The organism is Citrobacter amalonaticus Y19, assembly GCF_000981805.1.
In the GTDB taxonomy this organism is placed as follows: Bacteria; Pseudomonadota; Gammaproteobacteria; order Enterobacterales; family Enterobacteriaceae; genus Citrobacter_A; species Citrobacter_A amalonaticus_C.
This window is the reverse complement of the sequence record NZ_CP011132.1, coordinates 4,851,840-4,867,245: the sequence shown is the minus strand read 5'-3', so window position 1 is coordinate 4,867,245 and position 15,406 is coordinate 4,851,840. Positions and strand designations below refer to the sequence as shown.

Genomic DNA, 15,406 nt, shown 5'->3' with positions numbered 1-15,406 from the left:
ATGGTTCAGATAGTCGATCAGTTTGGTCGCCCGCTAAATAAAGAGGTGCTCAAAGCCCCTCAGTCATCCCGTACCTTCGAACTGCAAAGGGACTGGCCGACACATCCCTCACGCGGAATGACGCTGGCACGCCTGCCGCGTCTTCTGGAAGCCGCCGAACAGGGCGACCTGTCGGCACAGGCTGACCTTTTTGAAGATATGGTAGAGCGTGACGGCCACATTTTCTCCGAGATGGCCAAGCGAAAAAACGCGCTGCTGACGCTGGACTGGAGTATTGAGCCACCACCGAACGCCACTGCTGAAGAAAAAGAGCTGACCGCCATGGTGGGCAGCTGGTTCGCTGACCTGCCGGAGATGGAAGACGTTACCCTGAACGCTGCCGAGGCCATCGGACATGGTTTTGCAGCGCAGGAGATTGAGAAGTGGGAACGTGACGGCAACGTCTGGCTGCCCACCAGAATCAAACTGCGCCCGCATCGCTGGTTCCGTACCACACCCGCAGCGGGGGATGAAATCCGCCTTAACACCGGTTCCGTGGACGGGGAAGAACTGTGGCCGTTCGGCTGGCTGGTACATACCCACAACGCCAAATCGGGATACATCGCGCAGTCCGGTCTCTATCGCGTACTGGTCTGGCCGTATCTCTTTAAAAACTACAGTGTCCGCGATATGGCGGAGTTTCTGGAGATTTACGGTCTCCCTCCCCGAATCGGTACGTATATGTCGGGTGCCTCACAGGATGAGCAGGACAGGCTGATGCAGGCGCTGGTCAGTATCGGCCATAACGCTTCGGGCATTATTCCGGAAGGCACCAGAATTGAATTCAAGGAAGCCGCGAAGGGACAGTCTGATCCGTTTATGGCGATGATTAACTGGGCGGAACGCACGGTATCCAAAGTCATTCTGGGGGGGACGCTGACCACGCAGGCGGATGGTAAAACATCAACCAACGCGCTGGGTAACGTACATAACGAGGTGCGCCATGACCTGCTGACCGCCGATGCGAAACAGATTGAAGGCTTTTACCGGGGCGTGATCCGGATGTTGCTCGCCATCAATGGCTATGACGTCAGCACGCGCCGCCAGCCTCGTCTGGTGTTCGATACCCGTGAACTGGAGAGCATTGAGACCTTTGCAACCGGTGTCTCCACCCTGGTTCAGGCCGGGATGAACAGCATTCCTGTGTCCTGGGTACGCAAGAAAGTGGGCATTCCGGAGCCGAAAGATAACGAGGAAGTACTGACCCCGACAGCACCATCTTCCCCGATGGCACCTGTGGCGCTGAGTCATGCGCCGGTATTCCGGCATTTCACGGCACTCAGCACCACGGGTGAAATCACTGACCCGGCACAGGATGCACTGGATAATGCCAGCAGTCCCGGAGCCGCTATCAGCCAGGCGATGGAGAAGCTGATTGCGCCTCTGGTGGCTGCGCTGCAGCAGGGACAGACCCCGGATGAGGCGCTGGATATTATCGCCGCCAGCTACCCGCAGCTTGATGACGCGCACCTGCAGCAACTGATTAGCCAGGCGCTGTTTGTCAGCGAGGTATGGGGACGACTCAATGCCGACAGCTGATGTTGATCTGGGCTATGCCATCGGTCTTAAGCCGGAAGAGGCGATTGCCTATTTCGAGTCAAAGGGCTACACCACCGGCTTTAACTGGCACGATGTGGAAGCGCGCGCTCATGCAACGGCGTTCACGGTGGCAGGCGTGCTCAAACAGGATGTGCTGGAAGATGTGCATCAGGCGATGCGAGACCACATCAGCAACGGCGGCACACTGCGGGATTTTGAACGCCAGCTTACGCCGGTGCTGGCCCGTAAGGGGTGGCTGGCCGACCGCGCTAAACTGGTGGCGGATGAGGATGGCGTGCTGGAGGGTAAACAACTGACACCCCGCCGCCTGCGTACCATCTTCGAAACCAACATGCAGGCTGCTTACGGTGCAGGCCGGTACGCCGAACAGATGGCGAATGCGGAATTCCGCCCCATCTGGGAGCGCGTGGCCGTGATGGACATGCGCACACGTCCACGTCACGCCGCGCTCAATGGTTTTACTGCCCGCTATGATGATCCGGTCTGGCAGTTTATGTATCCGCCGGATGGTTATCACTGCCGCTGCCGCATACGTGCCCGGACACAGGCCGATGCCGACAGGCTGGGTATAGAGGTGAAATCCTGGTCGCAGGATATTGTCACCGTACAGCAGGCATGGGGGCCGAACGATACCCGCGAAGTGCAGGCGCTTCGCTTTAACGGTGAGCTTTACACGCCCGATGCGGGCTTCGGCCACAACCCCGGCCAGGGCTGGTTGTCCTCCCTCGGTCAGCGTCTGATGGACAAATCCGCCACGACCACGCCACGTATTGCCGCACAGGCTATTCAGGAAACATTGTCTGAACCGGCGGTTCTTGATGCCGTCAGCGATGACGTTCGCCGCTGGGTGGATGCGGTCAGCGTGCGGGAGAATTCCCGTGGCGACCTGAAACGCGTCGGCGGCGTTCCGCCTGCATTACTGAACCGCCTTGAAGAGCATGGCGTCAGTCATCCTGTGACGCTCAGTATTCATGAAGAGGATGTGCGGCAGTCTCCGGGGCCGATGTGGTCAGAGCTTCCGTCACTGTTGCGTCAGCCTGCCGGTGTCTGGCTGGATGATGAGTCACTGGTGTGGCTGCTGGCCGGGCAGAATGCCACCCGTGCGGTACGGGGAATTCCTGCCGTTGATGGGTGGCGGTTGTCGCTGGTTAATGGTGGTGCCACGGTCAAAGCGGACGATATTTTGTCAGACCGCGCGACGCAGCTGCTGGAGCAGATGCCATGAGTTATGCCATTCAGTACGATATCGGTGACTTTGAGCGGTCGCTCGGCGATCTGATTAAAAAGCTGGAGCACCGCGAACCGCTGATGCGCGAGATGGCCGCCGCCATGGGTGATGCGGTCGAGGAAAACTTTGCGCAGCAGGGGCGGCCTGCGTGGATGGGATGGAGCCCTGCCTATGCCCGCAAGCGGCATGGCGGTAAAATTCTGCAGAAGTCGGGGCGGCTGGCCGCCAGCATCACGCAGTACAGCACCAATGATGAGGCAACGGTCGGCACCAATGTTAAATATGCCCCTATCCACCAGGAGGGTGGCGAAATCAGTATTGCCGCCCGCAGCCAGAAAGCGTATTACCGACAGAACAAAGATGGTTCGCTGAACAATCGCTTTGCAAAAAAATCACGGGCTAACTTCGAGCAGTGGAACACCATCGGGGCATATAAAATTAAGATGCCCGCCCGTCCGTTTCTGCATCTGACCGAGGACGATGTGGAGCGCATGGAGAATACCGCTGAGCAGTATCTTAAACTGATTTTTGACTGAGGGCAGATTCGCGCTGTAAGCCTCCCTGACGCGTTCAATACGATTGTGGTAGAGTGATTCGCCTCAACCGTGTTTACGCGTTTTTAAAAGCGGTTTAAAAAGCCCTGGCGTCTGATGCGCCGCTACTCTCATTAATTCCCTTCATTATCATCCGGCCAGGTGGCAAATCCACTGAACCCCTTCATCTGATCCACACCTCACGGGTGCCGTATCGTCGGCACCATGAAAAAGACACTCATTGCTTCACTCACCCAGGAAATCAATACCGCCACGCCAGGCGTCATCCAGCTGTTTCCGGCTGGAGAGTTCCGTGCCCGTGACGGTAGACCGACCGAATGCGCGACGTGGCTCATGACGCGGGAGATAGCTGAGCGTCTGATTGCTGCAGCTGACGCGCGTGACACCCCGTATGTTCTGGACTACGAGCACCAGACGCTTCGCGCGGCCAAAAATGGTCAGCCTGCACCGGCTTCCGCATTTTTCAAAAAGCTGGAGTGGCGTGATGGCGAAGGTCTCTTTGCCGTCGACGTGGAATGGACAGCCACCGCTGCCGCGATGGTGGAGGCCGGAGAGTATCGTTTTATTTCCCCCGTTTTTTCCTATGACAAAACCGGTCAGGTGCTGGAGATCCTTAATGCCGCCCTGACCAATACTCCGGCTCTTGACGGGATGGAGGAAGTGTTACTCGCCGCCGCCTCCCTGATGAGCACCCATCTGACCACTGAGGGTAATACCGAAATGGATGAACTTCTCGAACGTCTGCGCTGGATGCTGAATCTTCCGATTACTGCCACCCAGGAGGACATTATTGCCGAGCTGAACAAGCTCATTGACCAGCTCTCCGAAGGGAAAGGTACAGCCGCTGCCTCCGTCAGTCTGCTGGATATTCTGAACCAGAACACACAGACCATTGCCACCCTCACGGCACAGGTTGCCACCCCAGACCCGGCGAAGTTCGTGTCAGTGGAAACCATGAACGCAGCCGTTCAGCAGGCAGCGGAACGCGCCAGCGCCCCGAACACGGCGGCACTGGCCACGCAGGAAGCGAATGCGCTGATTACCGTTGCGCTCAGTGATGGCCGTTTGTTACCGGCGCAGCAGGCATGGGCGGAATCCCTGGCCAGCTCCAACCCGGCCAGCCTGAAAGCGTTTATTGAGAAAGCGCCGAAGATTGCCGCCCTGACCACCAGTCAGACGCTGGGCCTGCCCCCGGCAGGACTGCCACCACGTCAGAACGAGACAGACGATGACGCTATCGACCCGGCCATTTGCTCGATGTTCGGTAATGACCCGGACGAAGTGGCGAAATACACCAAATAAAGGAGCCCGTAATGGATCGTCAAACACCTTATCGCGACGGCCAGCTGTTTGCCGTCCCGGTCGCTGCGGCGACTGAACATTTCGGCGGGCACATTGTGTCAGCCAACGCTGCCGGTTTTGCCGTGCCGGGGAGTGCGACAGCCGCCAACGTGACGCTGGGTATCTGCGATGGATGGGTGGATAACAGCGCCGGTCTGGCAGGCGATGCCAGTGTGCTGGTACGCCGTGGTAAAGCCTGGTTTCTTGCAAACAGCACTGCTGACGCGGTGACGCAGGCGCAGGTTGGCAGGGATTGCTATGTGGTGGACAGCCAGACCGTGGCGAAAACCAGCGATACCAATGCCCGCCCTGTGGCTGGCAAGGTGCTGGGTCTTGAAGGTGATGGCGTCTGGGTTCTGATTTAAAGGAGAAGACCGTGTTAATTAACGTAAAAAATGTACGTCAGATTTTCATTAATCTGAAAGCCACCTTCCAGGGGGCGTTCGATCAGACCCCTTCGGACTGGAAAAAGGTGGCCATGCTGGTGCCGTCCACCGGAAAGGAAAACGACTATAGCTGGCTGAGCCGTTTCCCGAAAATGCGCGAGTGGATTGGCGATAAAGTGGTCAAATCACTGGCCGCGTTCAACTACACCATTCGCAACAAGGACTGGGAAGCGACGGTTGAAGTTGATCGCAACGATATTGAAGACGACCAGATTATGGGGTATGGCCTGCAGGCCAAATCGGCGGGTCAGTCTGCGGCAGAGCTGCCATCAGATATCGTGTTTGCCCTGCTGAGTGGCGGCTTCGTAAACCTCTGTTATGACGGTCAGCCCTTCTTTGATACCGATCACCTCGTTGGCGGGCAGTCTGTGTCCAATAAAGGCACGAAGAAGTTGAGCGTGACGTCACTTGCCGCAGCCAAGGCCAGTTACGGTGCGGCAAGAGTTGCCATGCGCAGTCTCAAGGATGATGAAGGCGCGTCGCTGAAAATTCGCCCGACTATTCTGGTCGTCCCGCCCGCGCTGGAAGATGACGCGAATTACCTCATGACAGCTGAACGCTTACCGGACAACACCTCGAACCCGTACAAGGGGACGGCGGAAGTGCTGGTCGTGCCGGAACTGACCTCTGACACCGCCTGGTTCCTGCTGGATACCAGCAAACCGGTGAAACCGCTGGTTTATCAGGAGCGTAAAAAGCCGGTCTTTGTCGAGCAGACCGACTACACCGCCGACAACGTCTTCATGCGCAAGAAATTCATCTTCGGTGCAGAAGCCCGCGCCAACGGTGGCTACGGTTTCTGGCAGATGGCGTATGGCTCAACAGGGGTGGATGCATAATGCCTATTCAAATCACAGCCCGCCGTGACGGTTTCCGCCGTCTCGGTATCGCCCACAGCGCCGCCGGTCGCACCTGGCCGGATGACCAGTTCACGGCGAAAGAACTCGCCGTGCTGGAAAGCGATCCCAACCTCATCGTGGTGCGGGTGCCAGACGTTCCGGAGCAGGATACTTCCGGCACCATTCAGCTGACCGCAGAACGGGATGCCCTGCAGTCGCGCGTCAGTGAGCTGGAGACCGGGAATATCCAGCTCAACAAAGATATTGAGTCGTTTAAACAGCAACTTGATGCAGCCAACTGCACCATCACGGCGATCACCGCCGAGCGTGATGCTCTGCAGGTGAAACTGGATGCGGCCCCCGCGCCTGTTTCAGATGCCGGGCCAGCGTCAGACAGTGTGAATGATAACGCGACCTCTGACGAGACCGTCTCTGCGGGCAAGAAAAAGGGGTAAGCCATGTATGCGAACCGCGAGGACATGGTACGGGCGTTTGGTGAGCGCGAGTGTATTTCACTTACTGACCGCAACTATACCGGGACTATCAATGATGACGTGCTGAATGGTGCCCTTGAACAGGCCAGCGCTGAAATTGACGGTTATCTCTGCGGCCGTTACCCGGTGCCATGGGCGGATGAACCCCGTGTTCTGGTCATCCGCTGCTGCAATATCGCCCGTTATCTGCTGTGCGGTTCTGATACCCAGATGACGGTCGAAATCCGGGAGCGGTATGAGGACACCATCCGCTATCTGGAGAAAATTGCAGGCGGCAAAATCAACCTGGGGCGTACAGCCAGCGGGGATGTGGTGAAAAGTGGCACCGGAGCACGGGTGGTATCAGGTGGCCGCGTCTTTGGTCGTGACCAGACTCGTGGAGGCGGTTTCTGATGGTGATCGCCGATATTGAACGCGCCATCGTCGACCGACTGCAGGCAGGGATGGGCCGTATGGCCAGACATGTTCGCTCGTATGGGGGTGAAATGGATGGCGAACCTGCAGAGGTACTGCGCCAGTTGCCCGCCATCTGGGTGACATTTGGCGGTGTGCAAAAAACTGAGCCTTACAGCACATCAAAGCAGAAGTTCGTCACCCACGGGCGTTTTGCTGTGATTGTCGGTGAACGCAATGTTCGCAGCGAGGAAGCTGCCCGTACAGGGGGCGTGAATGAGAGTGAAGTCGGAACATACCGGATGGTTGAAGCCGTGCGTCGTCTGCTCTCCGGCCAGGATATGGCTGATACAGGTATACGGATTGCACCGTTACAGCCAGGTCGTGTGCGCACGCTCTTCAACACGGAGGTTGAGCGCCAGGCATTGTCCGTTTTTGCCTGTGAGTTCGACACCAAATGGATTGAGTCCTCACTGGAGAACGGGAAATTCCCGCTGACGAATGCACCTGATGGCCATCCGGACAGTCTCTTTCGCGACTACGGCGGTACGACCTCAGAGGACGATCCTCAGTGGCTGAGTACGCGACTGAGTTATGACCTGAAAAAGCCGGACAAAGATAATGCAGCTGAGGACATGATTAACCATGAGCAAGATTAACGTTACAGCCGCTCCGGGGTTGAAGGTGCCGCGCGAAGATAACCCGCGCCGCTATATCACCGACGCGGCCCCCCTGGAGGTGGATAACTCCGCCTACTACCAGCGTCAGCTGATGGCCGGAGATCTTATTGAGGTGACGGCCACCGGTAAAAACAAGGCCAAAGCGCCGACAGTCACCACGGAGGTGAGCAGTGTCCAGTCCTAATATCAGTTTTGACACCATCGGCTCAAACCGTAAGCCAGGGCAGTACATTGAATTCAACACGCGCCTTGCGGTGCGCACCCTGCCGGGTAACACCCAGAAGGTGCTGATGGTGGTGCAGATGCTCGGCAGTGGCACAGCCGCACCGCTGACCATCCAGGATATTTTCTCTGATGATCAGGCGGCAACGTACTTTGGCCGTGGCTCACTGGGACACCTGATGGCGACAGATGCAATCGGAGCCAATCCCTACCTGCAGTTGCAGATGATTGGGGTCGCGGATGCAGCCACAGCGACATCCGCAACGGGCAAAGTCACCATTACTGGCCCGGCCTCCGGCAACGGTACGCTGAGCGTCATCATCAACGGCACCCGTATTGATGTGGGTATTTCCGCTGCTGATACTGCAGCGGCCATTGCCACAGCGCTTGTCGGGCTGATTACCCAGAAAGACGGGCTTCCCGTCACTGCGGAGGCGGCAGATGGTGTGGTCACGCTGACGAGTCGCCACAAAGGTACCATCGGCAATGACATTGCATTATCGGCCAGTGTCACCGCACCCGGTGTGACCGCAGCCACCACGGCAATGAGCAGCGGGAATGTTGATCCGGATATCGCACCGGCGCTGGCCGCTGCGTTTACGGCAGGTCATAACATCGTGGTCTGCCCATTCGCCACGCAGGATGCAATGACGGTGCTGCGTAACCATCTGACCAATGTCAGTAATGCAATGGAACAGCGTGGCGCGATTGGTGTCGGGGGCTGGCGTAAATCGCTCTCCACCGGTATTGCTCTCGCGGAATCCCTGAATGAGGGGCGCATCACCCTGGGCTGGCACAACGGTTCGGTGAAAACACCGGCGCAGATTGCGGCAGCTTATGCAGCCGTCATCGCCAGCGAAGAAGACCCGGCCCGTCCGCTGAATACGCTGGCCATGAGCACGCTGGACGTCACCGCACTGGAAAGCCGACCGGGACGCACTGAACAGGAAAGTGCCCTACATAACGGCCTTACCCCGTTTGAGATTGGCCCCGGAGATAAAGTGCAGATCGTGCGTGCCATCAGCACCTACACCAGAAACGCCCAGGGCGTGGACGATGTGGCGCTGCTGGATATCACCACCATCCGCACGCTGGATTATGTACGCAAGGCCTGCCGTGAGCGCATTGCATTGCGCTTCCCTCGCGACAAGCTCAGCGCAAGGACGCCTCCCAAGGTGCGCAGTGAGCTGCTGGATGTGCTCTATAAGCTGGAAGAGCTGGAGATCATCGAAGAAGTTGATGCCAATAAAGACGGTCTTATCGTCGAGCGCGATTCACAGGACGTGAACCAGCTGAATGCCCGCATCCCGTCTGATGTGGTGAATGGTCTCCACGTCTTCGCCGGTCGCATCGACCTGCTGCTGTAAGGAGTGATACAGAATGGCACTTGAAGAATATGTTGGCGCAATCGTCATGGAAGTTGACGGTCAGGAAATCGAAGTCACTGACCTCAAGGAAGATGTGACCACCGGACGTAAGCTGGTCAAAACGATGAACAAAACCGGGCGGGCAAAAGGCTTTTCCCGTGGCATCGAAGAGATCCAGCTGACCGTCACCGTGGTTATCCCTGAGTCCGGCGATCTCGACTGGGGCGCAATCGAAGGCGCGAAAATCACGCAGTACCCGCTCAACAGCAGCGGTAAGCGGGTATCGTACCTGGACTGTTTCAGCACGCAGGTGGGTGCGCAGTACACCGTGGATAACGAAGCGAAGCGTGATATCACCATGAATTCGCTGCGCCGCGTGGAGGAGTAAATGGAAAAGCACGCATTGCTGTACGGCGTTAAGGTCGGCGACAAAGTACATACGGACTTTATGGTGCGTATACCGGTGGTCAGGGATACCATCGAAGCACTGCGCCTCACGGATGAGGCCTGTGGCACCACGGAAGGTGCTGCAGCCGGAATGTATTACCGCGTCGCTGTCATGGCGCAGGCCATAACGGCGCTCGGTGATTTGCCGAAAGAGGCTATCACCCCGGAGCTGTTGCTGGATGAACTCAATGATGACGATTTCGACATTATTGATGCGCAGATTGAAGCCATTAAAAAAAAGCGGATGGATTCGAACAGCAGCTCAGCGGTTACCGAACCCTCGTCCTCGCCCTCGGACGGTACGGCATCAGCGAGCAGCAAATCGGCGGAATGACCCGCACGGAACTCGACGGTTACACCGATGCGCTTGCCCGGTTACATGGACATAAAACCGGGCAAACCACCACCCGCACCACCCGCTCATTCAAATCGCAACGCCGGAAAAAAGGCGGTAAACGGAGATAATCCATGGCGCGTAATCTACAACTGGCGCTGCAGCTGCTTGCCCGCGATACTGGCTCTAAGGTTCTGAAACAGGCGCTGCAAAGCATCACCCGCGATACCAGAGCGGCGCAAAAAGCAGATGATGAACTGGCAAAATCCCGGCAGCAGAACACCACCAGCGCGATTCGAGCTTCCCGTACCCTGCAGGATGAGTACCGCCGCGCCAGTTCGGCCCGGTCTACGCTGGGCATTCGTTCCGAGCGTGAGATCCAGCGGGAAATTCAGCAGACCATGGCGGCATATAACCGCCTGACCCGCACAGGTATGCTGTCAGCCAACGAGCAGAGCCGTGCATTTCGTGCCATGACAGACCGTGTAAAAAACCTGCGTACCGAACTGGTCGGCGTTAATGACTCCATGACGCGCATGCAGCGCATGAAGGCCGCAGGCTCAACGGTGGCGGCTGTTGCGGGTGGTTTGACCGCTGCGGGTATGATTATTAAAGACCCGGTACAGCGGCAGATGGCTTATGAAAGCCGTAACCTGGAGATTGCAAATACGGCGTATAACAATCTCTCTGCCCCGGAACGCCTGAAGAAAGTACCAGAGATCAATGATGCTATTCGCAATGCTGTGCGGAAAGGCGGCGGCACTCCGGAGGCGGCGCAGAACACAATGTCTAACTTGTTTGCTGGCGGTCTGAAAGAAGATCAAGTTATGACTGCATTACCTGTCATAGCCCGTTACGCCAGTGCATCAGGAGCAGATCCAAAAGCACTTTCCGACATCGCCATTGCAGCGGTTAAAAACTTTGACATTAAGATGGAGGACCTGCCTGCGGTATTTGATAAAGCGATTAGGTCTGGTGAAAATGGGAAATATGAATTAAGTGATATGGCGGGTTCTCTTGCCCTGACGCTGACAAAAGCCAAAGGAATTGGTATGTCAGGCCTCAAGGATTTAGATATCGTTCTTGCATTACTGCAAGCTAATTCCGAGACTGCCGGTGATAATAGTGCAGCATCTACAAACGTAAATAACTTCCTTGATAAATATACGAGCGCTGATACTCAAAATGCCATGAAGAATTATCGATTCAGGGGTAAGAATGGCGAGAAATTAAAATATACTGATTATTTAGCACAACAACGACTTCAGGGGGTAACAACTTACGATGCATTTACCAATGCTGTATCTGGCATAGTATCAGCTGACCCACGAGTTAAAAAATTACGTGTACAGGCTGAAAAATATAAAGGAACAGATAAGGAAAAAGACATTCTTGCGTCTCTTGATATTGTCGTCGCTTCAATAACATCGAAAATAATCGCTGACCAGCAAGCATCAACAGCATTAAAAACAAGTCTGATGAAAAAGGACTTTATAAAAGAACAGATTGCAGGTACTGAAAATTCTGCAGGCGCAGGTGATGCTTCATTTGATGTAATGTCTTCGGGTAATCAATATAAATCCCAACAGTTTGAATCCGAAAAAATGTTTGCCGAGCAGGATGCCATGAAACCGGTCGCTGATTTATATGGCGATCTCGCAACAAAACTTGCGGATTATGCGAAGGAATATCCAGAGTTAACAACGGCTGTTTCAGGAGCAACCACTGCAATTAAGGGCATGACAGCGGCAGCGGTTACTTTTGCTGGTCTTAATTTACTAACGGGTGGGGCTAACAAATTACCTAAAAATATCCCCGTCCCGCCCGTTCCCCCTGGTGCCGGTGGCTCCGGTATTCTTGGCGGTGTATTTAAGATGCTGGGTTTGGGCATGACCGCCACAACCGTTGCAACAATGACGACACCTGATGAGGATGATGAACTCATCAACGGGCCTGCAAAATGGGCACAGATTAGGGCGAAATACAGCCAGGAACGGATAGATAAAGCCCGTAAGCTCTATCAGCCCTGGTATCAGTTCGGTCGAGGGTATGCCACTGAAAACGAAGAGTGGTTAAACCAACTGGCTCAGGATGAAACGAAAGGGACAGTGCCTGACAAGGGCGCTTCCCAGGTTGATGCCGGTTCATGGTGGAATCCACCGTCATCTATAGGACAAACTCCGGCAACAACTGGCGTTCCTTCTTATCTGCTGCCAGCCCAGCAGAAACCCCAGCCTGTGACCATCACCACCAATCTGATGCTGGACGGGCGGACGGTTGCGCAGGCAGTCAACGAGTATAACGGCGAACAGTCCGTTCGTGGTTCCACGGGAGGCCCACAGTGAGCTGGGAAGACTCGATGCAGGATGCGTCCTTCCGGGGCGTCCGTTTTGATGTAATCAACACCCGTGACAGCGCCAGCCGGGATATTTCCACTTACGAGTATCCGTATGTGGATGGCGGCGATGTAGATGATTTAGGGCGAAAGCCACGCAACCTCCGGGTAACAGCCCTTTTCTGGGGCGATGATTATGACACCCGGCTGCAGGCGTTTCTGGCCGCTCTCGATACACGCGGCAGCGCGGAGCTTATCCACCCGGTCTTTGGCTCCATGCCGGGCATGCAGTGTATTGAGTATCAGGCATCGCATGACGCGGAGAACGTGGATTACTGTACCGTGGAGGTGGCCTTCCTGCAGGGTGGTCTCAACGTCGCCTTTTTTGGCAGCGATTTCCCGCTCTCCAAAGCTGATATCATTTTTAACCAGGTACAATCTGCACTTGGCCAGGCGCAGACCGCCATTGATGACCTGCTTTCTCCGCTGAGAACGGCTAAAAAGTGGATGAAGCGGGCGAAGTCACTGGCCACCACCGCACTGAACATGGTGACCGTTCTTAAGGGAGATCTGACCGGTTTCGTCAGTACCACCACAGATTTTGTGAACTATCCCAAAGCCTTTATGAGCGATCTGCAGAGCGCTTTGAGCCTGACCTCGCTCACGTCAAAATCATCTGTCAGTAACAATCCGGGAAGCTACGCGCAGTCCTCGGATGTGGCAGGAACGGCGGGTATCGTGATGGCCGACTGGAAAAATGGTCATGCACAGCTTAAGGATGTGGCCGCCATGCCTGAACAACTGGTGACGGGGCAGACCACCGCCCCTGTCACTATCCCGTCAGGTTCATCCACGGCGGATATCACTGAACTGGTTAGTGCTGTCAAAATCCAGGTTGCCCTGCAGCTCGCGCTCGATGCCTCGGATATTCTCAGCGATGAGAGCATCAGCGATATTTTGTCGCCGATCGATATTGAGCAAATCACCAGTGATACCCGCACAGCACTGCAGGAGGCCATAGAGCAGACCCGTACAGCGTTCGCCGATGACACTCAGAATGTCAGCGCCGGTGAAACCGCCAGCGGGATTGCATGGCAGCCGGTTGTCGGCAGCCTGAAAGATATTGCCCTGGCGGTTCAGGAACTGGGGGCCGCAGTAATCACCAGCCGACCGCCGCTGACCACCCGGACGGTTCAGGCTGACACCAACCTGCATCTGCTCGCCCATCTCTGGTATGAGGATTACACCCGTGCCGCCGAGCTGCTGCGCCTGAATCCGTCGCTGCGTGACCCCAACAGTTTGAAAACGGGGGATGTGCTCAATGCCTACTCAAGATAAGGATACGCAGAACACCGTGAGTCTGGTCATCGACGGTAAAATCCACAGCGCCTGGAGCCGATACCAGATTGATTCTGATTTTCTGGTGCCGTCCGATGCCTGGAGTGTGACGCTGGGCCTTCCTGATGGCGTGTTTCCGTCTGCCATTACGCGCGGCGTACCGGTGCTGGTCAGGGTGGGTAACGATGTGGTCATGTCCGGGCGCGTGGATACCATCCAGCGGCGCGTGTCCCGCCAGCAGGTATCATTGTCCCTCTCCGGGCGCGATGGTGCGGCGATTCTGGTTGACTGCGCCTCGCCAGTCTTCACGTCCCGACAGCTCAGCCTAGAAGAGGTGATCGCACAGGTCGTCAGGCCGCTGGGCATAACAAATATTCGCCTTGAAGCGGAGTCCTCCACACGTAATGACAAGGTCAGTGTTGAACCCGGCGAACGGGCCTGGGATACGCTGGAGCGTGCCGCTGCTGCGCGGGGGCTGTGGCCATGGTTTGAACCGGATGGCACGCTGGTCATCGGTGGCCCGGACTATACAAAAGATCCGGTTGCCACGCTGATACTCAACCGTGACGGGCGCGGAAATAACGTGCTTGATCTGAGTGACCGGTCATCCATTACCGGCTCTTTCTCTGAGCTTACGGTACTGGCACAGGGGCACGGCCAGGGGAAAAAGTCCAGCCAACTGGAAGTAATTGACGTGGACGGTGCGGAGACTGCCGCTGAAGACGACGATGGCAGCGACGATCTGGATGAAATATTTAACAACACCGGTTCGGCAGAGAACGGGTTTCACGGGCTGCGCACTGTTGTTCGTGACGGTACTGTGCCTTATTACCGGCCCCAGATTATGGTTGCCGGTGATGCGGACAATCAGGCGCAGGTGGACTACCGCGCCCGCAAGGCTATAGCCGACGCCCGCCTGAGCGGGTACGACCTCACCGCCATTGTAAAAGGCCACCGCATGGAGAGCGGCCAGCTCTGGGAGCCCGGCCAGCGTATCCGTGTGCGCAGTGAGCCGCACAGCATTGATGCGATCTATTTCCTGATGGGGCGTGAGTTTTCCGGCGGTCGTCCGGATAACACCGTCACCACACTGCGCCTGAAAGAGGATGGCATCTGGATACCGGACGCTTACCCGAAAAAACGTAAGTCCCGCAAACGCCGCGCCAAAGTGAATAAAGACCTGGAGATTATCGATGTGGAACAGAATTGATGCCCGTATTAACGGGGCGTTAAACCGTATAAGAATGGCCTTCAGGGGCGTTTTAATCCGCGTTAACAGCGGTGGGGATATTCAGACTGTTCAGGGCAAGGCACTGGCAACCGAAACCCTGCAGGATGTGGAAATGTTCCAGCAATACGGCTTCACCTCGAACCCGCCTAAAGGCACCAAAGCCATCATGCTGCCGCTTAACGGCAAAACAAGTCACAGTATCGTGATTGCCACCGAGCATGCACAGTACCGGCTGAAGAACCTCAAAAGCGGTGAGCTGGCTATCTATACCGATGAGGGCAGCCATATTATTTTAAAGCGCGGCAAAATTATCGAAGTGAGCTGCGATGAATTTATTGTGAACGCGAAAAATAAATTCCAGGTTAATACGGTTGATTTCGATATAACGGCAACGAATCAGGCGAAGTTTGAAACACCCCTGTTAAAAGGCAGTGATGAAATCTCTGACGGCAAATCGACGATGACCGGAATGCGGGATATTTATGATAACCACACTCATCATCATGGTGGTGATGCGGGAACCACGGAGAAACCTGACCAGCCGATGTAATTTGTGGT

The 15,406-nt window shown here is 56.0% G+C and carries 18 protein-coding genes; all 18 read left to right on the top strand.

What is annotated here, in order from left to right; genetic code table 11:
* The 18 genes from F384_RS22500 (at window position 1) to F384_RS22420 (ending at window position 15,398) form a co-directional block, all read left to right on the top strand.
* Window positions 1-1,578 (top strand): DUF935 domain-containing protein, encoded by a 1,578-nt coding sequence (locus tag F384_RS22500; protein ID WP_046493947.1) that lies wholly within the window; start codon window positions 1-3, stop codon window positions 1,576-1,578.
* Window positions 1,565-2,824 (top strand): phage minor head protein, encoded by a 1,260-nt coding sequence (locus tag F384_RS22495; protein ID WP_046493946.1) that lies wholly within the window; start codon window positions 1,565-1,567, stop codon window positions 2,822-2,824. Before F384_RS22500 ends, F384_RS22495 begins: the two co-directional genes overlap by 14 nt.
* Complete coding sequence (locus tag F384_RS22490) at window positions 2,821-3,363, top strand: phage virion morphogenesis protein (RefSeq protein WP_046493945.1); 543 nt, start codon at window positions 2,821-2,823, stop codon at window positions 3,361-3,363. The genes F384_RS22495 and F384_RS22490 overlap by 4 nt, the downstream gene beginning before the upstream one ends.
* Before the next feature lie 222 nt (window positions 3,364-3,585).
* Window positions 3,586-4,683 carry a phage protease gene (locus F384_RS22485; RefSeq protein ID WP_046493944.1) on the top strand — a complete coding sequence of 366 codons (1,098 nt, stop codon included), beginning with the start codon at window positions 3,586-3,588 and terminating at the stop codon, window positions 4,681-4,683.
* A gap of 11 nt (window positions 4,684-4,694) precedes the next feature.
* Window positions 4,695-5,087: a hypothetical protein gene (locus tag F384_RS22480; protein WP_046493943.1), complete on the top strand. Its 393-nt coding sequence runs from the start codon at window positions 4,695-4,697 to the stop codon at window positions 5,085-5,087.
* An 11-nt stretch (window positions 5,088-5,098) separates the two neighbouring features.
* The gene (locus F384_RS22475; protein ID WP_046493942.1) at window positions 5,099-6,007 is read left to right on the top strand and encodes a Mu-like prophage major head subunit gpT family protein; all 909 of its coding nucleotides are present in this window, start codon (window positions 5,099-5,101) and stop codon (window positions 6,005-6,007) included.
* Window positions 6,007-6,462: an HI1506-related protein gene (locus tag F384_RS22470; protein WP_046493941.1), complete on the top strand. Its 456-nt coding sequence runs from the start codon at window positions 6,007-6,009 to the stop codon at window positions 6,460-6,462. The genes F384_RS22475 and F384_RS22470 overlap by 1 nt, the downstream gene beginning before the upstream one ends.
* Before the next feature lie 3 nt (window positions 6,463-6,465).
* Window positions 6,466-6,894 (top strand): gp436 family protein, encoded by a 429-nt coding sequence (locus tag F384_RS22465; RefSeq protein ID WP_046493940.1) that lies wholly within the window; start codon window positions 6,466-6,468, stop codon window positions 6,892-6,894.
* A complete protein-coding gene (locus F384_RS22460; protein ID WP_046493939.1) occupies window positions 6,894-7,553 on the top strand; it encodes a DUF1834 family protein in 660 nt (219 codons plus the stop codon). Before F384_RS22465 ends, F384_RS22460 begins: the two co-directional genes overlap by 1 nt.
* Window positions 7,540-7,758 (top strand): DUF2635 domain-containing protein, encoded by a 219-nt coding sequence (locus F384_RS22455; RefSeq protein ID WP_046493938.1) that lies wholly within the window; start codon window positions 7,540-7,542, stop codon window positions 7,756-7,758. Before F384_RS22460 ends, F384_RS22455 begins: the two co-directional genes overlap by 14 nt.
* Window positions 7,745-9,163 carry a phage tail sheath C-terminal domain-containing protein gene (locus F384_RS22450; RefSeq protein WP_046493937.1) on the top strand — a complete coding sequence of 473 codons (1,419 nt, stop codon included), beginning with the start codon at window positions 7,745-7,747 and terminating at the stop codon, window positions 9,161-9,163. Before F384_RS22455 ends, F384_RS22450 begins: the two co-directional genes overlap by 14 nt.
* Before the next feature lie 13 nt (window positions 9,164-9,176).
* Window positions 9,177-9,551 (top strand): hypothetical protein, encoded by a 375-nt coding sequence (locus tag F384_RS22445; RefSeq protein WP_046493936.1) that lies wholly within the window; start codon window positions 9,177-9,179, stop codon window positions 9,549-9,551.
* Window positions 9,552-9,944 carry a hypothetical protein gene (locus tag F384_RS22440; RefSeq protein WP_046493935.1) on the top strand — a complete coding sequence of 131 codons (393 nt, stop codon included), beginning with the start codon at window positions 9,552-9,554 and terminating at the stop codon, window positions 9,942-9,944.
* Complete coding sequence (locus tag F384_RS30645; RefSeq protein ID WP_264371171.1) at window positions 9,941-10,075, top strand: hypothetical protein; 135 nt, start codon at window positions 9,941-9,943, stop codon at window positions 10,073-10,075. The genes F384_RS22440 and F384_RS30645 overlap by 4 nt, the downstream gene beginning before the upstream one ends.
* Window positions 10,076-10,078: 3 nt before the next feature.
* On the top strand, window positions 10,079-12,289 hold the full coding sequence (locus F384_RS22435) for a phage tail tape measure protein (RefSeq protein ID WP_046493934.1): 2,211 nt from the start codon (window positions 10,079-10,081) through the stop codon (window positions 12,287-12,289).
* Window positions 12,286-13,617: a DNA circularization protein gene (locus F384_RS22430; protein WP_046493933.1), complete on the top strand. Its 1,332-nt coding sequence runs from the start codon at window positions 12,286-12,288 to the stop codon at window positions 13,615-13,617. The genes F384_RS22435 and F384_RS22430 overlap by 4 nt, the downstream gene beginning before the upstream one ends.
* Window positions 13,601-14,827, top strand: coding sequence for a phage baseplate assembly protein (locus tag F384_RS22425; RefSeq protein WP_046493932.1), 1,227 nt, complete (start codon window positions 13,601-13,603; stop codon window positions 14,825-14,827). The genes F384_RS22430 and F384_RS22425 overlap by 17 nt, the downstream gene beginning before the upstream one ends.
* Complete coding sequence (locus F384_RS22420; RefSeq protein WP_046493931.1) at window positions 14,811-15,398, top strand: phage baseplate assembly protein V; 588 nt, start codon at window positions 14,811-14,813, stop codon at window positions 15,396-15,398. Before F384_RS22425 ends, F384_RS22420 begins: the two co-directional genes overlap by 17 nt.
* Window positions 15,399-15,406: the final 8 nt, after the last annotated feature.